Genomic DNA, 22,092 nt, shown 5'->3' on the forward strand with positions numbered 1-22,092 from the left:
GCGGCCGGGACCGACTCCGTACATCATGAGCCCCATGTCAACTCTACTGCTCACGCTCGCAGTTGTGTCCACGGGTCTCTACGCGGGCATGATGCTGATCTTCCGGACCGGCATCATGCCCGCGCTCGCGAGAGTGCCCGACGCTCAGTTCGTGAACGTGATGAGACGCATCAACGAGGACGTTCCGCGCGGCCTCTTCGTCCTGACGATGCTCGCGTCGGTCGGCTTCCCGCTGGCGGCCCTCTTCGTGGCGCCCGACGGGGGCAGGACCGCCATCCAGCTGTGGCTGCTGGCGGGCGGCCTCGCCCTCTCCGTCGTCAACCACGGCATCACGGCAGGCGGCAACGTCCCGCTCAACAACGCCCTCGCCTCCTCCGAGTCCGCGGGCACCCCGGACGGCGAGGCCCGCGCCGCCTTCGAACCCCGCTGGAACCGGCTGCACACGATCCGCACCCTGTGCGCGGTCGCGGCCTTCGCGCTGGTGACGGCGAGCGGGGCGGGGTGGTCGTAGCGGGTCGTCCGGTGGGGGCGGTGGGGGCGGTCGCAGCGGGTCGTCCGGTCGGGGTGGTGGGGTGGTCGCAGCCGTTCGCTGACATGGGTGCGGCAGTGGGTGGGGCATTGGTGCGGCGGGGCGGTCGTGGCCGTTGACCGGAACTCACCGGATCGGGTTCGTCCGTGTGGTCGCCATGTGTCGACCGAAAGGGGCCCGTCTCCTCCAACCGCTCACGCCGCCTCCAACCGCTCACGCCGCCTCCGTCCGCCCGCGCCGCCCGCCTCTGCCCGGTTGCTCCCGTCCGCCCGGCCGTCACCAGCCGCCCGGTCCGACGTCACCCGCCCGCCCGACGCCTTCCCGGTCCGCCGCCCGCCTGCCCGGTCCGCCGCCCGACGCCTGCCCGCTCCGCCCGTCGCCTGCCCGGTCCGTCGCCTGCCCGGTCCGTCGCCTGCCCGGTTCGCCCGCCCGGTTCGCCCGCCCGGTTCGCCCCTCCCGACCCCGCCCGCCCCTACCGCCGCAGCAGCGCGAACAACTCCTCCCAGCGCCGCGCCACCACCTCCGGCGCGTACCGCCGCACGCTCTCGCGGGCCGCGTCGCCGAGCCACTCCCGCGCCTCCCGGTCCTCCATCAGCAGCTCCAGCCGGTCGGCGAACTCGTCCAGGTGGCCCGGCTGGGCGAGCAGCCCGTCGACCTCGTCCGTGACGATCTCCCGTACCCCGGGCGACACGTCGAAGGCGACGCACGGCAGCCCCGCAGCCATCGCTTCGAGCGGCGCGAGCGGGAAGCCCTCCTGCCGCGAGGGCAGCACGAACACCGACCCCCCGCGCAGCGCCCCCGGCACGTCCTCGGTGTACCCCATCCACCGGACGGACGCGGCGATGCCCAGCTCCGCGCACCGCTTCTGGAGCGCCTCCACCCGGGTGGGCTCCCCGTCCCCGTACAGCCGCAGCACCCACCCCGGGTGCGACGGGGCTATTCGCGCCCACGCGTCGAGGAGGATGTCCGTCCCCTTGTCGTGCGTGAAGCGCCCGATGCCGAGGACGCACCTGGAGTCGCGCGGCGAGGGCTCCGGCGCGGGGTCGGGCAGCGGGGCGGGCATCACGCCGACGTTGTTCAGCCAGCTGCGGATCCACCAGTCGGCGTCCTGCCGGGTGGGCGCGAGGACCCGGTCCGCGTGCCGACGGCAGAGCCAGCGCAGCCGCGCGTACCGCGCGGACCGCTTCGTCACCGCGTACGGCTCATGGCTGAGGACCACGACCTTGAAGCCCGTGGTGTCCGCCAGCGCCACCCACTCCAGCGCCCACGCCCCCATCACCACGACCACGCCCTCGCACCCCCGCAGGAGCGCCGACAGGGCGGCTGCACCCGCCCGCATCTGCCGCTCGTGCGCCCGCCGCCGCCGACGCGCGGCGAGGTCCAGGCACCCCCGGGGCCGCTTGGGCGCCCGGGGCGGCGGCCCGACGTCGTACAGGGTGCTGCTCCGGTACGGACCGCCCTCGGCGCCCACTGCATTCCGCCGACGCTCGCCGGGCGGTGCGGGGGCGATGCCGACGAGGTGCACCCGGTGCCCCATCCCGGCGAAGAGCCCGGCCAACTGACGAGCACGCCCGGCCTCACCGCCCCGCGCGTCGACGCTGCCGGAGACAAGGAAGACGTCCATGGGCATTCCCGGGGTGGAGAGGGGTTGGTGCATTGGGGAAGAATTTACCCATAGAAGTACTTATCGGGCTCGGGGAGGAGGCGAGGACGAAGCGGCGTGAATCACGCTCCACGGAGTACGGAAAGCCCGCCGCAAGTGACCTTGCGACGGGCTGGAAGTGGTGCGTGGCATGCGTGGAGCTGCGCCCCCGGCAGGACTCGAACCTGCGGCCAAGCGCTTAGAAGGCGCCTGCTCTATCCACTGAGCTACGGGGGCCGGATGGTGGGCCTGGGGCCCGGGGTGGCCGTGGGGCTGTTTGTTGCCGTTGCCGGGCACAAGGATAGGGGTCCCGTCCCCCTGGCCCTGCTGCTTCACCTGCGTGGCTCGATGTGGAGGTTCGGTGAAACGCCCTCGATAATCGCAGGCGAGTGCGAATCCCGCATCGCTTTTGACGCCTCGCGCCCCGGGTGTTGTGCACTCGTTATGCCTCCGCCCCACTCGCCCCAAGTGTTCCAGAGGGTGCATTGTCACCGATTGGGGGGATATCGGCGCGCAGAGACGGTCTATACGCTTCAAAAAAGGGTCATAGTTGGGCATTCTTCGTATGTGGTGACCTTGGACGTACGGCCTCAGCTGCTTGACGCACTTTCCGCCCTGCGCGACCGTGTCGCCGCCGTGCGCCTTCCCTTCCCGCTGCCGGGGGCGCCCCGGGCCCGGCAGACCCGGGAGGAACTCCTCGCGCAGCTCGACGACTACCTGGTGCCCCGGCTGCGCGATCCGGAGGCACCCCTGCTCGCCGTGATCGGCGGCTCGACCGGGGCGGGAAAGTCGACCCTGGTCAACTCGCTGGTCGGGCGCAGGGTCAGCGAGGCGGGCGTACTGCGGCCGACGACGCGCACGCCGGTGCTCGTGTGCCACCCGGACGACCACCACTGGTTCGCCGGGCAGCGCGTGCTGCCGCAGCTCACCCGGGTGTGGGTGCCGGAGAGATGCGGCGACGAGGGCGGCGAGGACGAGGAGAGCGGGGTGCTGCGGGTGGAGACCAGCGAGTCGCTGCCCGTGGGGCTCGCCCTGCTCGACGCGCCCGACGTCGACTCGCTCGTGGCCTCCAACCGGGTACTGGCCGCCGAACTGATCTGCGCCGCCGACGTGTGGGTGATGGTGACGACGGCCTCGCGGTACGCGGACGCCGTGCCGTGGCACCTGCTGCGCACCGCGAAGGAGTACGACGCGATGCTCGTCACCGTCCTGGACCGGGTGCCGCACCAGGTCATCGGCGAGGTCTCGCGGCAGTATGCCGCGCTCCTCACCCGCGCGGGCCTGGGCGAGGTGCCCCGCTTCACCATCCCGGAACTGCCCGAATCGGCGGGCGGAGGCAGCGGCCTGCTGCCCTCGACGGCCGTGGCGCCGCTGCTGGAGTGGCTGACCCACCGGGTCCGTGACCCCGCCGCGCGCCAGCAGGCCGTCGCACGCACCGCGCGGGGGGCCATGGACTCGCTGAACGCCCGGCTGCCGGAACTCGCCGGAGCCGTCTCCGCGCAGTACGCCGCCGCGGTCCGGCTCACGACGGCGGTCGAGGACGCCTACGAGAGGGAGGCCGAACGGGTGCGGCAGCGGCTCCAGCGCGGGGCCGTGCTCTCCGGGGACGCGCTCACCCGCTGGCGCGCGTACCCGACGGACGCCACCGACGGGGAGTTGCTCGATTCCCTCGTGGACAGCCTGACGGCGCTGCTCCAGTGCGCGGTGGCCGCGGCCGACGAACGGGTACGGACCGCCTGGGGAGACGAGCCGGCCGCGCGCGCCGTCGTGAGCGGCGGGGCGGACCCGGAGACCGGGGAACGCATCGGGCTCGCCGTACGGCGCTGGCGGCGCGTCCTGGAGGAACTCGCGGAGGAGGAGGTACGGGAGACGGAGCGGCCCGCCGCGCCGAACTCCGAGACCGTCGCCGCCCTGCTCGCGGCGGCGCTGCTGGGCGGACGCAGGGCGCGCGCGGCGGGCGAACGGCTGGCCGAACGCACCGGCGCACAGAGCGCGCTGCGGCTGCGCGACCGGGGCGGCGAGCTGCTGACGACGTACCTCGAAGGAGTGCTGCACGCCGAGCGGGACCGGCGTCTGGCACCCCTGGACGCGCTCGACGTGACGCCCGAACCCCAGGCCGCGCTGATCGCGGCGCTGTCCGTGACGAAGAAGGAGAGGTGAAGGCGGTGACGGTGCAGGCCGACGCGACGGAGGAGGGCGCGGTGAACCAGGTGGCCGCTGCGGGCGGACCGGCCGGCAAGGAGTCCGGCGGGGGGAACGGAGCGAGGGCCGCCGCGCCCGGGGCGGAGACCGGGACACCGCCCGCTGCCGGGGCCGACGGGTGGGACGACGGGCTGATCGCACGGCGGGCCGGACGGCGCTCGGGGCCGTCCGAGGCTGCCGGGACGGGGCGCGGCGCGTCGCTCGGGGAGCCGGCCGAGGACTTCGGGGACGTGCCGCCCGGCGGCGGGGAGTACGGGGACGACCTGAGCGTGCGCCTGGACGCCCTGCGGGAGCTGCTGGGGCTCTCGCGCGCCCGGCTCGGCGCGGACGCGCTGCACGAGGCGGGGCGGGTCCTCGACGAGGCGGTGGCACGGCGGCGGCTGTCCGCGCAGCACACCGTCGTCGCGATCGCCGGAGCGACCGGAAGCGGCAAGTCCACGCTCTTCAATTCCCTCGCGGGGGTGAGGATCTCGGAAACCGGGCTGAAACGCCCCACCACCTCCGCGCCGATCGCGTGCAGCTGGACGGACGGGGCGGCGGGGCTGCTCGACCGGCTCGGCGTCCCCGGACGGCTGCGCAGGCGGCCCTTCCAGGCGGGCACGGGCGCGGGGGCCGGAGGCGACGAGGGGCTGCGCGGGCTGGTCCTCGTCGACCTGCCCGACCACGACTCGGCGGTCACCGCGCACCGCGACCAGGTCGACCGGGTGCTGGCCCTGGTGGACGCCGTGATCTGGGTCGTCGACCCGGAGAAGTACGCCGACGCCGCCCTGCACGAGCGGTACCTGCGGCCGCTGGCCGGGCACGCCGAGGTCACCTTCGTGGTGCTCAACCAGATCGACCGGCTGCCGGGGGAGGCCGCCGACCTCGTGCTGGACGACCTGCGCCGGCTCCTGGACGAGGACGGCATGGCGCTCGGCGAGCACGGCGAACCCGGGGCGACCGTGCTCTCCCTGTCCGCCCTCACGGGTGACGGCGTGGAGGAACTCCGGGAGCTGTTGCGGACGTTCGTACAGGAGAGGGGCGCCGCCGGGCGTCGGCTGGCCGCCGACGTGGACGCGGCGGCCGCCGGACTGCGCCCGGTGTACGTGGCGGAAGGGAGGGCGGGGCTGGGGGAACGGGCCCGGGAGGAGTTCACCGACCGGCTGGCGGAGGCGGTCGGAGCCGCCGCGGCCGGAGAGGCCGCCGAGCGCGAGTGGCGGCGCAACGCCGGCACCGCGTGCGGGACGCCCTGGCTGCGGCTGTGGCGCTGGTACGGGACGAAGCGCACCCTCGGTGGCGGCGGTACGGGCCTGTCCGAGCCCGCGTACGAACCGTGTGCGGACGCCGAGGTCACCGCGCGGCAGCGGGTCGAGCAGGCGGTGCGCACCGTCGCGGACGCGGCGACCGCCGGGCTGCCCGCACCCTGGGCGCAGGCGGTGCGGGAGTCGGCGGCGCGCGGCGCGCAGGGCCTGCCGGAGGAACTGGACGGCCTGGCGGCGACCGTCGCGGTGCCCCGCGGGAAGCCGCCGCGGCCCGCGTGGTGGCCGGTGGCGGTCCTGACGCAGGCCGCGATGACACTGGTTCAGGCCCTGGGCGGGCTCTGGCTGCTGGGGCAGGTCCTGGGCGTCCAGGAACCGGCCCTCCTCCCGGCGTTCCTGCTGATGCTGGCGGGGGTCGTCGGCGGGCCGGTCGTCGAGTGGGCCTGCTGGGCGGCCGCGCGCGGGCCTGCCAGGCGGTACGGCCAGGACGCCGAACGGCGGCTCCGGCAGGCGGCGGCCGGCTGCGGACGCGCCAAGGTCCTGGACCCGGTGGCGGCGGAACTGCTGCGCTACCGGGAGGTGCGGGAGCGGTACGCGACGGTGACGGGGGCGAACGCGGGCTGAGGCGCCGGGTGCCTCGGGCCCCGGGCGGGGCCGGGGGCCCGCGCGTGCGGGGACCGCGCGTGTTCGGGGGTGGCGGGGCGCGAGGTTGGCGGGGTGTGAGTGACGGGGGCACTCGGGTGCGGACACCGCGCGTGTTCGGGGCGCGAGAGTGCCGGGGCACGAGGCCAGCGGGGCGTGAGTAGCAGGGGGCGCGAGGCTGGCGGGACAAGAAGGTGGCGGGGCGTGAGTGACGGGGCACTCGGTGCGGGCGAGGCACCCGTGAAGGCGAGGCACCGGGAGAAGAAGACCCCGGTCAAGGGAAGGCACGAGGGAGGCGAAGGTGCCGGGGGGGGCGGGGATGCGGGAAGTACGTGTGACGGGTGAGGGTGACGCGGTTGTGCACAACCGGCCGTCCGTCCACAGGCCCCGGCGGCGGATCCGAGAACCCGCCAGCATGGGAAGCACCAGCCGAGAAGACGGCGGGTGCGGTGCTCGGGAGGCATCGCGCGGACGGACAAGGGCGGGGATCGCGATGAACGAGACGATGGTGACCCTGGTGGGCAACGCCGCCAGCGGGCCGATCGAGATGGAGACGCCGAGGGGCGGGTCGGTCAAGTTCCGGCTGGCGGTGCAGCCCCGGTACTTCCACCGCGAGAAGGAGACCTGGGCGGACGGCCCGACCAGCTTCTACACCGTGTGGACCCGGCGGACGCTGGCCGCCAACCTCACCTCCTCGCTGAGCATCGGCGAACCGCTGATCGTGCACGGCAGGCTGCGCATCAAGGAGGAGAGCAAGGGCGAGCGGCGGTGGCTCTCCGCGGAGGTGGAGGCCGTCGCGGTCGGCCACGACCTGAACCGGGGCACCGCCGCGTTCCGCAAGGTGGCCAGAGCGGACCCCCGGCTGGTGGAACCCGCGGCGGTCCGCGCGGCGGAGGCGGCGCTGTGGGCGGTGGAGTCACCGGTGAGCTGGGCGGCCCGCAACGCGCCGACCGGGGTGGCGAACGACCCGTCCGACGGCCCGTCACGGAGCCCGTCGGAGGGCGTGCCGGACGCAGGGGCGAACGAGCCGCAGGAGACGGTGAGCGCTGTGTCCTGAACATCCCTTATGGGATGGGGACTTGTCGACAATGCCGGAACGGTTGGCTCTCCGCGATAACGATTCCGATTCGGAATCGGACCTCTGGACGCCTGGCGTGCGGCTGTTCGGTGATGCGTACCTAGGATTCCGGGATACCCATGGGGCATTTGAGGTTGTCGGCGAGGCGCTCCCCCCACACGCATCATGCGAATGAACCTCGCCCGGAGGGGACTTGCATGACTGACGAAGCGTCGGCTTCGGACCGGGAGCGGCACACCGTGCCCTCCTCGCGCACCACCCGGACGGCCCGGCTGGCCGCAGCCGCAGTGGCGCCCTGTCTGCTCGCGGCGGGCGTGCTGGCCGGAGCGGTGGCGGGCACCGGCACCGCGGTGGCCGGCGAGCGGCCGCGGGACACCGGTGGAGCCGCCGCCACGCTCGGCAGGCTCGCCGTCCACGACGCGGTGACCATCCGCGACGCGGGCGCGGAGTGGAAGGCCGAGGCCGGGCTCTTCGAGATGTCCGTCACCGGCGGCGGCGCCCTCCAGAGCTACAGCATCGATCTGCGCACCCCGGCCCGTGAGGGGACCACGTACAAGGAAGTCGGCTGGGAGCAGTCCTCGCTGCACAGCAACCAGAACGCCGGGAAGCTCCGCTGGATCCTGGAGAACTCCTACCCGCAGGTCAACGACCTCGCGGCGCTCGCCGAGAAGGCCGGGGCGAAGACGCTCGACGACACGACCGCGGCCGCCGGCACCCAGGCCGCGATCTGGCGCCTGTCCGACGACGTGGACGCCCGTCCGGACGACCCCGACGCGCAGAAGCTCGCCGCGTACCTGCTGCGCACGGCGAAGAGCACTCCGCAGCCCCCCGCCTCCCTCACGCTCGACCCGCCCGCCCTCGCGGGCCGGGCCGGTGAGCGGATCGGGCCGGTCACCGTCCGCACCCGGGCCGACCGGGCCACCGTCAACCTGGCGGTCGGCGCTCCGCCCGGGGCCGCCGTCGTCGACAAGCACGGCAAGGCCGTCGAGGGCGTCGTCGGCGGGACCGAGCTGTACTTCGAGATACCGGCCGACGCCCCGGGCGGTACGACCAGGCTGACCGTCCAGGCCGACGCCCCGGTGCCGATCGGCCGCACCTTCGTCAGCGACTCGCACAGCCAGACCCAGATCCTGGCCGGCGCGAGCACCTCCACGGTCACCGCCGACGCCACCGTCACGTGGGCCGGGCAGAAGGCGAAGGGCGCCGCCCCCGCCCTCTCCGCGAAGAAGAACTGCGCCAAGAGCGGCATCGGCATCACCGCCGACAACGCCGGCGACGCCCCGTTCACCTTCGAACTGCTCGGCTTCCGGCACACCATCCCCGCGAGGACCTCGCGGACGGTGACCATCCCGCTGCAGGAGGACCAGGCGTACGACCTCACGGTCTCGGGACCCGACGGCCTGAGCAAGAACTTCAAGGGCGTACTGGACTGCGAGACCGCGGGCACCGCCGCGATCGGCACCGCGGACGCCCCCGCCAACCGCCCCACCCCGGCCACCGGCGGCAACCCGAACCCGATCGCCGAGGGCGGGAACCTCGCCGCGACCGGTGCCTCCCCGGCGACCCCGAAGATCGCCTACGTCGCGTTCGGAATGATCGTGCTCGGCGCGGGCGCGGTGGTCCTGCTCCGCAAGAAGAAGCCCGTCCCGCACCACGGCTGACCGGGCGGGGCAAGGGGCGCGCGGGCGCGCACCCCTTGCCCCGGCGGGTATCCGGTTTCCGCCAGGGGAGTGCAGTCAGGCAAGATGGGGTGTATCTGCCCACCACTCGATCTGCCGGACGGTTTCTCTTGGCTGAGTTCATCTACACCATGCGCAAGGCGCGTAAAGCGCACGGCGACAAGGTGATTCTCGACGACGTCTTCCTGAACTTCCTGCCCGGCGCGAAGATCGGTGTGGTCGGGCCGAACGGCGCGGGCAAGTCCACCGTTCTCAAGATCATGGCCGGGATCGAGCAGCCGTCCAACGGTGACGCGTTCCTGTCGCCGGGTTACAGCGTCGGCATCCTCATGCAGGAGCCGAAGCTCGACGAGTCGAAGACCGTCCTGGAGAACGTGCAGGACGGCGCCGCCGAACAAATGGGCAAGCTCAAGCGCTTCAACGAGGTCGCCGAGCTCATGGCGACCGACTACAGCGACGCGCTCATGGAGGAGATGGGCAAGCTCCAGGAGGACCTGGACCACTCCAACGCCTGGGACCTCGACGCCCAGCTGGAGCAGGCCATGGACGCCCTGGGCTGCCCGCCCGGCGACTGGCCGGTCACCAACCTCTCCGGTGGCGAGAAGCGCCGCGTGGCGCTGTGCAAGCTGCTCATCGAGGCCCCGGACCTGCTCCTCCTCGACGAGCCCACCAACCACCTGGACGCCGAGTCGGTGAACTGGCTGGAGCAGCACCTCGCGAAGTACCCGGGCGCCGTCGTGGCCGTGACCCACGACCGGTACTTCCTGAACAACGTCGCCGAGTGGATCCTGGAGCTCGACCGCGGCCGGGCCATCCCCTACGAGGGCAACTACTCCACGTACCTGGACAAGAAGGCGACCCGCCTGAAGGTCGAGGGCAAGAAGGACGAGAAGCGCGCCAAGCGCCTCAAGGAAGAGCTGGAGTGGGTGCGGTCCAACGCCAAGGGGCGTCAGACCAAGTCCAAGGCCCGTCTCGCCCGGTACGAGGAGATGGCGGCCGAGGCCGACAAGATGCGGAAGCTGGACTTCGAGGAGATCCAGATCCCGCCGGGCCCGCGTCTGGGCTCCATCGTGGTCGAGGTCGAGAACCTGTCGAAGGCGTTCGGCGACAAGGTCCTCATCGACGACCTGTCGTTCACGCTGCCGCGCAACGGCATCGTGGGCGTCATCGGCCCGAACGGTGCCGGCAAGACCACCCTGTTCAAGATGATCCAGGGCCTGGAGACGCCGGACAGCGGTTCGATCAAGGTCGGCGACACGGTCAAGATCTCCTACGTCGACCAGAGCCGCGCCAACATCGACCCGAAGAAGACCCTCTGGGCCGTCGTCTCGGACGAGCTGGACTACATCAACGTCGGCCAGGTCGAGATGCCCTCGCGCGCGTACGTCAGCGCGTTCGGCTTCAAGGGGCCGGACCAGCAGAAGCCGGCCGGGGTCCTCTCCGGTGGTGAGCGCAACCGCCTCAACCTGGCGCTGACCCTCAAGGAGGGCGGCAACCTGCTCCTCCTCGACGAACCGACCAACGACCTCGACGTCGAGACCCTGTCGTCGCTGGAGAACGCGCTGCTGGAGTTCCCGGGCGCGGCCGTGGTCATCTCCCACGACCGCTGGTTCCTGGACCGGGTGGCGACGCACATCCTCGCGTACGAGGGCGAGTCCCGCTGGTACTGGTTCGAAGGCAACTTCGAGTCGTACGAGAAGAACAAGATCGAGCGGCTCGGAGCGGACGCGGCCCGTCCGCACCGCGCCACCTACAAGAAGCTCACGCGAGGCTGACAGCTGTGGCTCGGCACATCTACTCATGCCCCCTCCGCTGGTCGGACATGGACGCCTTCGGGCACGTCAACAACGTCGTCTTCCTGCGGTACCTGGAAGAGGCGCGGATCGACTTCATGTTCCGGCTGGCGCCGGGGGAGGGCAGCGAGTCCTTCACGGGCGGGTCCGTGGTGGCCCGGCACGAGATCGACTACGTACGGCCCCTCGTCCACCGGCACGAGCCGGTCAGGATCGAGTCGTGGGTGACGAAGATAGGCGCGGCGTCCCTGACGATCGCCTACGAGATCAAGGATCCTGAGCAGGTCTACGTACGGGCGTCCACGGTCGTGGTCCCGTTCAACCTGGCGGAGGGACGGCCCCGGCGGATCACCGCCGAGGAGAAGTCCTTCCTGCGGGAGTACCTGGACGACGACGCGCCGCAGGGCGACACGCCGCGCGGCGGCAAGACGGAGGCTGTCGCGGCATGACGGTGCAGGCGGGGGCCCGGACCCTGGAACTCGACGGCGCGGGGGAGGCGGCGGACCTCGTCGGCTTCCTCGGCCGGCTGCTCCACTACGACCGGGCCGCCGCCGTCCGCCTCCAGGCGCAGGGCGGGGCGCTCGCCGTCTTCGGGCGGCCCCCGTCCTTCGACGTGCTCGCCGTGCGCACCGCACGCCTCGCGCGGCCCGCCGAACTCGACGCGACCGTCTCCGCAGGTGAACTCCTCGAAGCGGTCGACGGGGCGACGGGCGCCGTACCGGTGCCACAGGCCGTCACCGGGCCGCCGTGGGCCGGGCTGCTGCCGCCGCGCGGCGGCTGGCGCCAGTTGACCGACGGGGTGCCCGACGCGGCGGCCATGCGCGGCGTCGTGACGGCCGCCGTCGCCGAATTCCGGGCGCGCGACGAGGAGTTGGCCCCAGAGGTGCGGACCCGGGAGGCCCGGGACCGGATCGGCCGCGACATCTGGTCGCGGACACTGGGCACCACCGAACTCCCGCTGCGCGCCGTGCACGCCGCGCAGTCGCTGGGCTTCCTGCGGCCGGACGTACCGGTGGCGCTGCTCTCCGCGGGGGGATGGCTGCGGCTCCGTACCCCCTACGGGTCGGTGTCGGTGCGCAGGACGACGGGCGGACTGGGCGCGCTGTCCGTCGCGCCAGCGTGACACCGGGTCCCGCGTGCGCCACGCCCCGCGGGCCGGAGCCGGTCACTGCCGGTCGTCCGGCCACACCCCGATGTGGTCCTGTTCCAGTTCCAGCATGACGCGGTGCCGCATCCCCAGGGACTCGGCGTAGTCGGCGGGCAGTTGCAGGCGGCCCGCCCGGTCCAGCATCGCGTACTCGCGGGCGACCACCGACTCCTGACCGGTCTCCGCGTCGACCTCGGTGCGCCGCAGGACCTCCGTGGAGGTGCGGCCGTCCCGGATGGCGACCGTGCGGCGGACCTCGGAGGCGACCGACTGGTCGTGCGTGACGATGACGATCGTGGTGCCCAGCTCCTCGTTCGCACGCCGGAAAGCACCGAAGACCTGGTCGGCGGTGGCGGAGTCCAGCTCGCCCGTCGGCTCGTCCGCGAGGAGTACGGAGGGCTGGTTGGCGAGGGCCACCGCGATCGCCACCCGCTGCTGCTGCCCACCCGACATCTGCGCGGGACGCCGGTCCCGGCAGTCGGCGACGCCCATCATGGCGAGCAGCTCCTCGGCCCGCGCCGCGCGCGCGGCCTTCTTGCCCCGTCCCGTCAACTGCATCGGCAGCGCCACGTTCTGAGCGGCCGTCAGGTACGGGAGGAGGTTGCGGGCGGTCTGCTGCCAGATGAAGCCGACGACGCTGCGCCGGTAGTGCAGCCGCTCCTTGGCACCCATCGTCAGCAGGTCGCAGCCCGCCACCCGCGCCGCACCGGCGGTCGGGGTGTCCAGTCCTGCCAGGATGTTCATCAGCGTCGACTTGCCGCTGCCCGACGCGCCCACCAGGGCCATCAGGTCGCCGTCCTGGACGAGCAGGTCGAGGCCCTGGAGGGCCTGCACCTCCACCCCGTCGGTGCTGAAGACGCGGACCAGCCGGTCGCAGGTGATCAGCGCGTCGTGGCCGTAGCCCGGCCGCTCGCGCCGCGACGTGGCCCGGCGCTCCAGCTCCGCGAGGGTCGTGGTGGTGTCGGTCATCGCGCGTCTCCTGCTCTGAGTTCGGTCGTCGTCGTACGGCGCGTGGTCCACCACGCCTGGCCCGCCGCCACACCCACCGCGATGCCCACCACTGCGAGCGCGGGCAGGAACAGCGACCACGCGTCCGGGCGCAGCGCGTCGGGCACGGTGACCCCGGCCTGCGCCCGCGCGGCCAGCGCCAGGGTGCTCAGGTCGATGTCGGGAGAGAGCAACCGGATCGCCGCCCAGCCCACCAGTACCCCGCCGCACGCCGCCAGCAGCGCCTGCGGCAGCGACTCGAAGATCAGCAGTCTGCGACCGCTGCGGCGGCTCAGCCCCATCGTGCGCAGCCTGGCCAGCAGCGCGCGGCGCTCCGGCGCGGCCTGGAGCAGCGACAGCAGCACCGCCAGGACGGCGTAGCCCGCCCCGGCCGCGACCGCCGACGCGTACACCCCTCCGGCGCCCTTCTGGAGCGGTCCGTCGGCGTACGCGGCGATCTTCTCCGCCCGCACGTGAACCGTCGCGGCCGGGCCGGCCGCGGCGCGCAGCGCCGTCGCGTCCGGCCCGTCCCCGGTGACCATCAGGGCCGTCGGGCGGTGCCCCGGCAGCGCCGCACTGCTGACCATGACGAACTCCGTGTCGCGCACCGCCGGGGTGGACCGCACGACCTGGACGGCCCGCGCCGTGAAGCTCCCCCCGAGGAGATGGCTGCGCAACTCCACGTCCTTGTCCCGGCCCAGCCGTTGCGCGGCCTTCGGCGAGGCGAGGACGGGGAACGCCCGCTCCTTGCCGCCCCCGTCCAGCGCGGCGGCGTCGAACGCGCCGATGCCGGTACGGGCCGCCAACCGCGCGTACGACGCCGGGTCGACCGCCAGCAGGGTCACGTCGTCCCCTCCGTCGGGCAACGACACCCAGGGGTCGATGCCGACCGGGCTGACCTCGCGCACCCCGGTGGCCGCGCGCACCGCCGCGAGGGACCGGGCGTCGAAGCTCTTCCCGGGGCCCTTCTGCAGCCGGGCGTCCGCGCCCACCTCGCCGGTGGCCGCCCGCTCCCGGGAATCGGCCACACCGGCCAGTACGGAACCGCCGAACGCGGCCGTGGTCAGAGCGATCAGCAGGGCCAGCAGCGGCAGCAGCGCCGTCGCCGGGGCCCGGCCCGCACGGGCCGCCGACAGGAAGCCGACCGCGCCCCGGCGCAGTGCCAGCGGGCGCGCCACCAGCCGCAACGGCAGCGGATACAGCCGTACGAGCAGCAGCGAGGCGACCACGCCGACCAGTACCGGCGCGGCACTGACCAACTGGTCCGTCCCGCCGTCGGTGCCGCGCCTGCGCAGCGCGACCACCGCGCCCACCGTCAGCACGACGACGGTCAGTTCGGCGACCGTGCGCCTGCGGGACGGCCTCGCGCGCACGGTGTCGGCGCGGTCGCTGTGCGCGCTCGGCCGCAGATGGGCGACGGCCGCCCGCACCGGCAGACCCGCGCAGGCCACCAGCGCGACGGCCGCGGCGGCCAGCACAGACGCCGCGGTCCGGGCGCCGGGCAGCAGCAGGTACGCGGCCAGCCAGCCGACCGCGGCGGCCGGGACCGCGACCACGGCCAGCTCGGCGCACAGCCGGCCCGCCATGCCCCGCAGGGACCCTCCCCGAGCCCGCAGCAGAGCCAGCTCGGCGGCCCGGCGGGCCCCGGCCAGCGCCCCGGCCATCAGGATCACCACCCCCGCGACCGCCCCCACGCCGAACGCGGCGACGGCGACGACCGGGTCGACGGCGGCACGGGCGTTCCGGTAGGCGTCGACGAGGCCCTCGAAGTCGGAGGCGACCGTCAGCGTCTCCCCGATCTCCTCGCGCAGCGCCACCAGGCTGTGCCCGCTCTCCAGGGCAGCCACCGCGGACGTCAGCCGCGGCACGTCGGGCGCGGTGAGGCCGTCGGTGTCGGGAGCGAGGTCCCAGAACTGCTCGGGGGACGGGGTCAGCCCGGCGAGCGCGGGGCCCGCCTCGGGAGGCAGCATCAGGGCGCCCACCCAGTGCGACAACTCTCCGATCCTGTCGGCGACCAGTTCGGGGGTGTGCAGCGTCGTGTCGATGCTCCAGTACGGGGACTTCGGGGCCAGGGGTTCGACGATCCCCGTCACCCGCACCTCCGCCTTGCCGCCCAGCGGCAGCGCGTCCAGATGCACCACCGAGCCGACCTCGATCCGCATCGTCCTCGCGGTCGCAGAGGTGACCGTGCCCTCCAGCGCGACGACTTCGGGGGGCCCGGCCGGGCCCTCCGGGGGAGCGTCCGGAGCGGGGGTGTGAACCGGTGCGCGGCCGGCGACGAGCCGGGAGTGCCGGGGCAGCTCCGAGCGGGTGGTGAGCAGGAACTGCGGACCCCTCGGACTGACCCGGGACAGCCACTTGTCCGTCGCGTCCGACCGCTTGGGCAGGCGCACCCCGTACGCGGAGGACGCGCCGTCCACCCGCAGCGGGCGCTCCGGGACCCGCAGCGCCGCCTCGAAGCGGTCCTTCATCGTCTCGGGCGCGAGGGCGGCTTCGCGTGCCTGCGGCGAGGAGTCCAGGCCCGCCTCGGCCGCCATGAGGCGCAGGTTGCACTGCGCGGCGGACGAGGAGTCGATCCGGTGGCGGAGACCGGCGTCCTGGTAGCGGTCCAGCGCCCGGGGGAACGCGGCGGCGAGGAAGGCGGTGACGAGAACCAGCACGGCCAGAGCCACGGCGGCACCGGGAGCGGCACGCAGCCGGGTGCGGACCCAGGGGGCGACAGCGCGGGTGCTCATCAGTTGCCGCCTCCGTGGACGCGCAGGGTGGTGGCCGGATCGCCGCGGCGCAGTGCGAGCACCAGGACGACCAGCAGGGGTACGGCGACGACACCGGCCAGCAGCAGCGCGACCTGACCGGCGGGCAGCTGCACCAGCACGCCCGGCAGCGGCTGGGCGGCCTGCCCGGTCAGCACGATCAGCGGGACGACCGCCCGGGTCAGCACCGCGCCGAGGGCGAGCCCCACCACCAGCGCGATGCCGATCAGCAGGGACTGCTCCGCGGCGATCAGCCGGGCCAGCTGCCGCGGCGGCGCGCCGAGCGCCTTGAGCACCGCGAACTCCGCGGTCCGCTCCCGCAGGGACCCCGCCGCGCCCACCGCGAAGCCGACGGCCGCGAGCAGCGCGGCCACGACGGCCACCGCCAGGAGGGCCGACTGCGGGCCGGCGCCGAGCGGGTCGTCGTACAGCTCCCGCACGGTCTCGTCCCGCACGACGACCTGTTCGGGATCGACGTCGGGCCGGCCGCGCAGCGCGGAGGCCACGTCCGCCGTCCTGCCCGGGGCGGTGGCCAGCCACCACTCGTCGGGCGGCAGCGCCGGCGCGCCGAGCCGGGTCAGTTCCTGGTTGACGGCGCGCAGGTCGAGCAGGAGGCCGCCGCCGTCCGGCGTGACGTCGTCGCCGGTCGCGGCAGAGGTGGCGGGGCCGGTGGTGGGCAGGTGCCGCAGGCCGCCGACGATGCGGAAGGACAGCGGGACGCCGTTGAGGTCGAGGTCGAGTGCGGTGCCGACCTCCGCGGACGAGGACGCGAGGAAGGCGTCGGTCGCGTAGGCGGCCAGGGCGTGCGGCTCGGCGCCGACTGAGGTGAGGCGCACGGAGGTGGTCGCTTCCGCGCCGTACCTGTACTCGTGGTCCGCCGGGTAGGGGCTCGCTCCGGTCGCGTACCGGACCTTCAGCAGGGCACCGGCCCCCGAACCCGGCGTGAGGTCGGTGCGGGCTCCGTCCTGGCCCACCTGTTCCTTCAGCAGGTCCACCGCGTGGCCCTGCCAGCGCAGCGCCTTCGGCGCCGGTCCCGGCCCGCCGTCCGCGCCGCGCACCGCGTGCAGCGTCAGCTCGTGGAACTCCTGCCGGGCGTACGGCTGCGGGACGGTCGCCTCGACGCCGGTGAGGTACAGCGGGCGGGCCGGGCGGCCCACCGCCCGGGTGACGTCGACGGTGAGGCGGGCGGTCCGTCCGTCGGCGGTGAGGCTCCCGGTGGGCAGCCGGTGGGTCAGGCCGTACCGGTCCTCCACGGACACCACCAGCGTCGGCCGCACCCGCGAGGCCGCGCCGTCGTCCGTGCGCAGGGAGGCATCCAGCAAGAAGGCGTCGCCGTCGGGCAGGGGGATCCCGGGGCGGTTCCGGTCGGGGACGCGCAGGCCGGCGGTGCGCCGCACGAGGTCCGGGTCGCCGTCGATCAGGTCGCCGCGCAGCATCAGGTTCTCGGACGCGTGCGCGGTGTCCAGGGCCAGCATCGTCGCCGTCCGGTTGCCCGACAGCGGCACCGGGCGGCGCGCGGCCGGCGCGGCCGACGTCACCCCGGGCAGCGAGGCGTACGGGACCTCCGCACCGGAACCGGCGGACGAGGCGGCGCCGGAGACACGGATCGACGCGCCCGAGCGGAAGTCGGCCTGGTCCTCCTGGGAACGGTCCCACGAGGCGCCCTGGCCGATCGCCAGCATGCCCATGGCGACGGCCAGCACCAGCAGCAGCACCGGTCCCGCCCCGCGCATCGGCCGGCGGCTCAGCTGCCAGCCCGCGAGCGCGGCGGGCAGACCGCGCCCCCTGGCGGCACGTTTCTCCGCGAGCCTCGCCAGCGGCGGCAGCAGCCGCAGCGTCAGCACGGTGCCCGCGAGCAGCGCGAGCGCCGGAGCGGCGACGAGCAGCGGGTCCACCCCGAGATCGCCGCCGCGGTCGCCGCTCAGCGGGCCGCTGCCCGAGGTCTGCCGGTCCAGCTGCCAGTACGCGACGGCCGCGACCAGCAGCAGCGCCAGGTCCGCGCCCGCCTTCAGCGGCGCGGGCACCGAACGGCCCCGGGAACCGCGCCCCGAGGTGATCGCCGGGACGACGACTGCCGCGGCACAGGCCAGCCCCACGCCCAGTCCGACCAGCCGGACCGGCACCGAACCCAGCACCCCGCCGGCGTCCAGCGTCAGCCCGATGCGGCCGAGCGCGCCCTGCCCGGACAGCAGCCGGGCCAGCGGGCCGGCGAGCAGTGGGGCGACGAGGACGGCGGGCAGTGCCAGCAGCGCGGCCTCGACGGCGGCCAGCCCCACGACGCGCCGCCGGGAGCCGCCGCGGGCCATCAGCAGCTCGGTCTCGCCCGCCCGTTCGGTGCTCAGCAGCCGGGCCACCAGCAACAGGGCGTAACCGGCGAGGAGGATCAGCTGGAGCGAGACGATCAACAGCGTGGACCGGGACACCAGCAGGGACCGCTCGGCCTGGTCGAGCACCTGGGGGAGCCCGTGGGCGACGGAGGCCGAGTTCTGCAACGGAGGGGCCTTGGTGAGACGCTCGGCCCCCGCGACGGCCGCCGCTCGCAGCGCGTCGATGCGTCCGGTGTCCACGCCCGAGAAGTCGGCGGTGACCAGCCAGGAGACGCTGCCCGCCGAGACCGCCGGGGAACGCAGCAGACCCGGGTCGACGAGCAGCGGACCGTACGTGGTGAAGCTGCCGACGCGGACGCCGCGGCCGTTCAGGTCCTCCAGCTTCCAGTACGGGTCGGCGAGGCTCCTGGGCTCGTACAGGCCGGTGATCCGGACCTTTCGGGCGGGGCCGGAGAGACGGTCGGTGAGGGTGAGGACCGTGGGGCCCGGGGTGAGCTTGAGCTGTTGGGCAGCGTTGTCGGGAAGCGCGACCTCGATGACCTCGCCGGGGTCCTTCGGCGCGGGCTTCGGCCAGGCGCCGTCGGTCAGCCGCACCTGGGCACGCTCCAGCCCGGCGAACAGGGTCAGGTCGGGCTCGCCCCCGGGGGACGCGCCGGGCCGCAGCGACCGGGGCAGGGCGTAGCTCCCGGACTGGTCAAGCCGGGAGACGCGGGTCGGCAACCCGTCGAAGGTCCGGGGAGCCGCTTCCCGTACGACCTCGTCCGCCTCGGCGCGCTGCGCTTCGGGGACGCCGCTGCTGGAGACGGTGAGCGCGACGGCCGACGCGTCGCGGGAGCCCAGTGAGCGCTGGAGGCCCGCGTCCCCGACCGAGTTGGAGAACGCGGCGAGAGCCGCCAGGACGGATGTCGTCAGCAGCACCGCGAGGAGGGCGGCCGCGAGCAGCAGCCGGTGCGCCCGTACCCGCAGCAAGACAAATCCGGTCACCCGTCCCCCAACAGCAAGAAAGTTCTTGCCAGATGCTGTCAGACGCGCAGGTGGGGGGACATCGATTCCGTACCGGAATTGGCTCAGTCGTGACCGAATTCCGTGAGTGGATCACCGAATTCCGGTTGTCGGTGCTCCGGGACGTCCCAACTTGCGGGGGAAGGAGGCGAATTGGTCGTCCCGGTGCCCGGACTCATCCCTCGGCGTTGACCATCGACGCGGCGGCGTACGTCATGTAGTTCCACAACTGCCGCTCGTGCTCGTCGTCCAGGCCCAGTTCGTCGACCGCGACCCGCATGTGTGTCAGCCACGCGTCGTGCGCCGCCCGGTCGACCTTGAAGGGCGCGTGCCGCATCCGCAGCCGCGGGTGGCCGCGCTCGTCGCTGTAGGTGCGCGGGCCGCCCCAGTACTGCATCAGGAACAGCGTGAAGCGCTCCTCGGCCGGGCCGAGGTCCTCCTCCGGATACATCGGCCGCAGCAGCGGGTCCTCGGCGACACCCTGGTAGAAGCGGTGCACCAGGCGCCGGAAGGTCGCCTCCCCGCCCACCTGCTCGTAGAAGGTCTGCTCCTGAAGCGTTCCCCGCGGAATCTCTTTCACCTTTCCATCGTCTCAGACGGCACGGACCAGGACCCGGGGCCTAGGGCCGGGACGCCGGTACCCGCCGGGGGCCCTCGCCAAGGGGCCGGTGCGCGCGTCACAGTGGCCCTATGGGTGCACACGCGGAGTACGTCGGACCGGCGGAGCCGGTGGAGCAGTACGCCGGTGAGCGGGCGGAACTGGTGCGCGAGATCGCCGCGGCGGGGGCACTCAAGGACCCGGCCTGGCGCGCGGCGTTCGGCGAGGTGCCGCGCCACCTGTTCGTGCCGTACTGGTTCAGGCACGGGCCCGGCGGCTACGAGCGGCTCTGGGGCGAGGACCCCGACCCGCGACGCCGGGAGCGCTGGCTGAAGGGCGTGTACGCCGACACGGCCCTCGCCACGCGCGTACGGGACGGCCTGCTGCTGTCCTCCAGCAGCCAGCCCTCGCTGATGGCCAGGATGCTCGACGAACTGGAGGTACGGGACGGTCACCGGGTCCTGGAGATCGGCGCGGGAACGGGCTGGAACGCGGCCCTGCTCTCGCATCGGGTGGGGGAGGAACGGGTCACCACGGTGGACCTCGACCCCGAGATCGCCGAGACGGCACGCACCCACCTGGCGCGGGCCGGCTTCCGTCCGACGGTCGCGGTCGGGGACGGGGCGCGCGGCTGCCCCGGACGCGGCCCGTACGACCGGATCATCGCGACCTGCACGGTGCCGTCGATGCCGCGGGAGTGGCTGCGGCAGAGCAGCCCCGGGGCGCGGATCCTGGCCCCGCTGTCGACCGGTCTGATCGCCCTGCGGGTACGCGACGCGGGGTACGCGGAGGGGCGCTTCCTGTCCACGCCGGCGTACTTCGTGCCGTTGCGGGGCGGGACGGCCGCGCCGGTGCCGCGCTACACGGGAGGGCTGCCCCGGTCCGCCCTGGAGAACGACCTCTTCCGGTTCCTGCTGACGCTGAGCGCGAGCAGCCTCGATCCGCATGAGGCGCTGGCGCTGTGGCATTTGGAGGGGCAGCCGAGGCGGGAGAGGTTCGGGGTGACGGTGAGTGCGGAGGGGCAGTGGGCTTGGCTGGACGAGGCGGCGGGGCCCTATGCGTGGCCCTTGGACGGGCGGTAGGGCGGAGTGTGGGCGGGGCGGGCGGGTGTGGTGCGGGGGAGGGGTGTGGTCGGGGACGGGGACGGGGGCTTCGCGGGGTGGGGGTACGGGGGCGTGCGGGGCGTGCGGGGGTGGCGGGGCGTGGGGCGGGGGTGCACCTCCGGTGGGGGCCGCCCCCTTGCCCGCCCGTTCCGCCCCCGGGGGCGGCCCCGCCGCCCGAGGGGGCTGGCGTGGGGACCCGCCGCCCGAGGGGGCTGGCGTGGGGACCCGCCGCCCGAGGGGGCTGGCGTGGGGCCCGCTGCCCAAGGGGGGCTGGCGTAGGGGTCCTGTCGTCCAAGGGGGCTGGTGGGGGCGACGGGAAGGGGGTGCGGGGTGCGGCCCCCGCTGCCGTGGGGGGCTGCGGGGGCCGGGGGTGCTGGTGGGTGGGTCAGGGGCGGTGGAGGGTGATGGTGGTCCAGGCGCCCACGTGGACCCGGTCGCCGTCCTGGAGCGGCACCGGCACGTACGGCTGGATCGGGTCCTCGCCGCCGTTGATCGTCGTGCCGTTCGTCGAGTTCTGGTCGACGACCGCCCACGTCCCGTCCGGCTGCTGCACCAGCACCGCGTGCTGGTGCGAGACGCCCGGGTCCTCCGGCGGAACGGCCAGGTCCACGTCCGGGGACTCCCCGGTCGAGTGCCGTCGCCGCCCGATGGTGATCTGGTTGCCGGTGAGCTGGAGCTGCTGCTCGGGCGAGTACGCGGGCAGGTTCAGCCCGCCCGCCTCCGGGCCGCTGCGCTGCATCATCGCCATGAAGTACTCGCGGTCGGGCGCGACCGTCGCGGTCCACTGCCCGCCACCGCCCTGCTGCTGGCCGTAGTCCGGCTGGTAGCCGCCCTGCTGCGGGTTCCCCTGCTGCTGGTAACCGCCCTGCCCGCCCTGCTGCTGCGCCTGCTGCGAGGGCGGCGGCAGCATCCAGTCGTCGTCACCGCCGCCGTGGCCCTGCCCCTGCTGCTGGTAGTCCTGCTGGAACTGGCCTCCGCCCTGCTGCTGCGAGAAGGGTTCGGCCGGCCGGTTCATCTGCGACGGACGCGACGCCTGGTACTCGTAGGGGTCGTGCGACGGGCCCTGGCCCTGCTGCGGGTAGCCCTGCGGCGGCGCGTACGTCGCCTGGTGGGTGAGGAAGTTCCACCGGCACTCCTCGCAGAAGGGCGCCAGTGCCTCGCGCGGGGTGCGGCACTGCGGGCAGAGCTCCGCCTGGGCGGTGGCGTCCGGGTTGTATCCGCCGTGGCCGCCCCGGTCGGGCTGGGGCGGATAGCCGTAGGCGGGCGGCGGAGGCGGCGGCACGGCGCCGGCCATGCGATGGCCGCAGACCTCGCACCAGTCGTCGGAACCCGACTGGTGTCCGTTCGGGCAGGTCGGCATGTCGGCGCTTCC

The 22,092-nt window shown here is 74.0% G+C and carries 15 protein-coding genes and 1 tRNA gene; 9 read left to right on the forward strand and 7 right to left on the reverse strand.

Going from position 1 to position 22,092, the window contains the following annotated elements; genetic code table 11:
* Positions 1-34 precede the first annotated feature (34 nt).
* Positions 35-511, forward strand: a complete 477-nt coding sequence (locus tag ACQPZG_RS23165) for a DUF1772 domain-containing protein (protein ID WP_433547650.1) — start codon at positions 35-37, stop codon at positions 509-511.
* A gap of 490 nt (positions 512-1,001) precedes the next feature.
* Here the strand turns inward: ACQPZG_RS23165 and ACQPZG_RS23170 are convergent, their stop codons facing one another.
* Together ACQPZG_RS23170 and ACQPZG_RS23175 are read right to left on the reverse strand one after the other, a co-directional pair.
* Positions 1,002-2,186, reverse strand: coding sequence for a glycosyltransferase (locus tag ACQPZG_RS23170; protein ID WP_433547651.1), 1,185 nt, complete (start codon positions 2,184-2,186; stop codon positions 1,002-1,004).
* A gap of 149 nt (positions 2,187-2,335) precedes the next feature.
* A tRNA-Arg gene (locus ACQPZG_RS23175) sits at positions 2,336-2,408 on the reverse strand.
* 339 nt (positions 2,409-2,747) lie between these two features.
* Between ACQPZG_RS23175 and ACQPZG_RS23180 the strand changes: the two genes are divergently transcribed.
* From ACQPZG_RS23180 to ACQPZG_RS23210, 7 genes are all read left to right on the forward strand, one after another.
* Positions 2,748-4,331 carry a dynamin family protein gene (locus ACQPZG_RS23180; RefSeq protein ID WP_433549514.1) on the forward strand — a complete coding sequence of 528 codons (1,584 nt, stop codon included), beginning with the start codon at positions 2,748-2,750 and terminating at the stop codon, positions 4,329-4,331.
* 11 nt (positions 4,332-4,342) lie between these two features.
* Complete coding sequence (locus ACQPZG_RS23185) at positions 4,343-6,235, forward strand: GTPase (protein WP_433549515.1); 1,893 nt, start codon at positions 4,343-4,345, stop codon at positions 6,233-6,235.
* 511 nt (positions 6,236-6,746) lie between these two features.
* Positions 6,747-7,310, forward strand: a complete 564-nt coding sequence (locus tag ACQPZG_RS23190; protein WP_433547652.1) for a single-stranded DNA-binding protein — start codon at positions 6,747-6,749, stop codon at positions 7,308-7,310.
* A gap of 218 nt (positions 7,311-7,528) precedes the next feature.
* Positions 7,529-8,992, forward strand: coding sequence for a Cys-Gln thioester bond-forming surface protein (locus ACQPZG_RS23195; RefSeq protein WP_433547653.1), 1,464 nt, complete (start codon positions 7,529-7,531; stop codon positions 8,990-8,992).
* A 128-nt stretch (positions 8,993-9,120) separates the two neighbouring features.
* Positions 9,121-10,785, forward strand: coding sequence for an energy-dependent translational throttle protein EttA (gene ettA, locus ACQPZG_RS23200; RefSeq protein WP_433547654.1), 1,665 nt, complete (start codon positions 9,121-9,123; stop codon positions 10,783-10,785).
* 5 nt (positions 10,786-10,790) lie between these two features.
* Positions 10,791-11,252: an acyl-CoA thioesterase gene (locus tag ACQPZG_RS23205; RefSeq protein WP_433547655.1), complete on the forward strand. Its 462-nt coding sequence runs from the start codon at positions 10,791-10,793 to the stop codon at positions 11,250-11,252.
* Positions 11,249-11,926 carry a hypothetical protein gene (locus ACQPZG_RS23210; RefSeq protein ID WP_433547656.1) on the forward strand — a complete coding sequence of 226 codons (678 nt, stop codon included), beginning with the start codon at positions 11,249-11,251 and terminating at the stop codon, positions 11,924-11,926. Before ACQPZG_RS23205 ends, ACQPZG_RS23210 begins: the two co-directional genes overlap by 4 nt.
* A gap of 42 nt (positions 11,927-11,968) precedes the next feature.
* Here the strand turns inward: ACQPZG_RS23210 and ACQPZG_RS23215 are convergent, their stop codons facing one another.
* The 4 genes from ACQPZG_RS23215 to ACQPZG_RS23230 form a co-directional block, all read right to left on the reverse strand.
* Positions 11,969-12,919, reverse strand: coding sequence for an ABC transporter ATP-binding protein (locus ACQPZG_RS23215; protein WP_433547657.1), 951 nt, complete (start codon positions 12,917-12,919; stop codon positions 11,969-11,971).
* Positions 12,916-15,672, reverse strand: a complete 2,757-nt coding sequence (locus ACQPZG_RS23220) for an FtsX-like permease family protein (protein ID WP_433547658.1) — start codon at positions 15,670-15,672, stop codon at positions 12,916-12,918. The genes ACQPZG_RS23215 and ACQPZG_RS23220 overlap by 4 nt, the downstream gene beginning before the upstream one ends.
* Complete coding sequence (locus ACQPZG_RS23225; RefSeq protein WP_433547659.1) at positions 15,672-19,001, reverse strand: FtsX-like permease family protein; 3,330 nt, start codon at positions 18,999-19,001, stop codon at positions 15,672-15,674. Before ACQPZG_RS23225 ends, ACQPZG_RS23220 begins: the two co-directional genes overlap by 1 nt.
* Positions 19,002-19,194: 193 nt before the next feature.
* Positions 19,195-19,599 (reverse strand): globin, encoded by a 405-nt coding sequence (locus ACQPZG_RS23230; protein WP_433547660.1) that lies wholly within the window; start codon positions 19,597-19,599, stop codon positions 19,195-19,197.
* A gap of 110 nt (positions 19,600-19,709) precedes the next feature.
* On the opposite strand from ACQPZG_RS23230, the gene ACQPZG_RS23235 reads away from it, so the two are divergent.
* A complete protein-coding gene (locus ACQPZG_RS23235; RefSeq protein WP_433547661.1) occupies positions 19,710-20,699 on the forward strand; it encodes a methyltransferase domain-containing protein in 990 nt (329 codons plus the stop codon).
* A 406-nt stretch (positions 20,700-21,105) separates the two neighbouring features.
* Here ACQPZG_RS23235 and ACQPZG_RS23240 read toward each other — a convergent pair whose 3' ends face one another.
* Positions 21,106-22,080: an FHA domain-containing protein gene (locus ACQPZG_RS23240; protein ID WP_433547662.1), complete on the reverse strand. Its 975-nt coding sequence runs from the start codon at positions 22,078-22,080 to the stop codon at positions 21,106-21,108.
* Positions 22,081-22,092: the final 12 nt, after the last annotated feature.

The organism is Streptomyces sp. CA-294286 (assembly GCF_050947155.1).
Lineage (GTDB): Bacteria > Actinomycetota > Actinomycetes > Streptomycetales > Streptomycetaceae > Streptomyces.

Bases quoted from the DNA above. Each gene is read 5' to 3' on its own strand.
- ACQPZG_RS23165 (WP_433547650.1), top strand. From the start codon at position 35: ATGTCAACTCTACTGCTCACGCTCGCAGTTGTGTCCACGGGTCTCTAC.
- ACQPZG_RS23220 (WP_433547658.1), bottom strand. From the start codon at position 15,672: ATGAGCACCCGCGCTGTCGCCCCCTGGGTCCGCACCCGGCTGCGTGCC.
- ACQPZG_RS23240 (WP_433547662.1), bottom strand. From the start codon at position 22,080: ATGCCGACCTGCCCGAACGGACACCAGTCGGGTTCCGACGACTGGTGC.
- ACQPZG_RS23210 (WP_433547656.1), top strand. From the start codon at position 11,249: ATGACGGTGCAGGCGGGGGCCCGGACCCTGGAACTCGACGGCGCGGGG.
- ACQPZG_RS23190 (WP_433547652.1), top strand. From the start codon at position 6,747: ATGAACGAGACGATGGTGACCCTGGTGGGCAACGCCGCCAGCGGGCCG.
- ACQPZG_RS23215 (WP_433547657.1), bottom strand. From the start codon at position 12,919: ATGACCGACACCACCACGACCCTCGCGGAGCTGGAGCGCCGGGCCACG.
- ACQPZG_RS23195 (WP_433547653.1), top strand. From the start codon at position 7,529: ATGACTGACGAAGCGTCGGCTTCGGACCGGGAGCGGCACACCGTGCCC.
- ACQPZG_RS23170 (WP_433547651.1), bottom strand. From the start codon at position 2,186: ATGCACCAACCCCTCTCCACCCCGGGAATGCCCATGGACGTCTTCCTT.
- ACQPZG_RS23235 (WP_433547661.1), top strand. From the start codon at position 19,710: ATGGGTGCACACGCGGAGTACGTCGGACCGGCGGAGCCGGTGGAGCAG.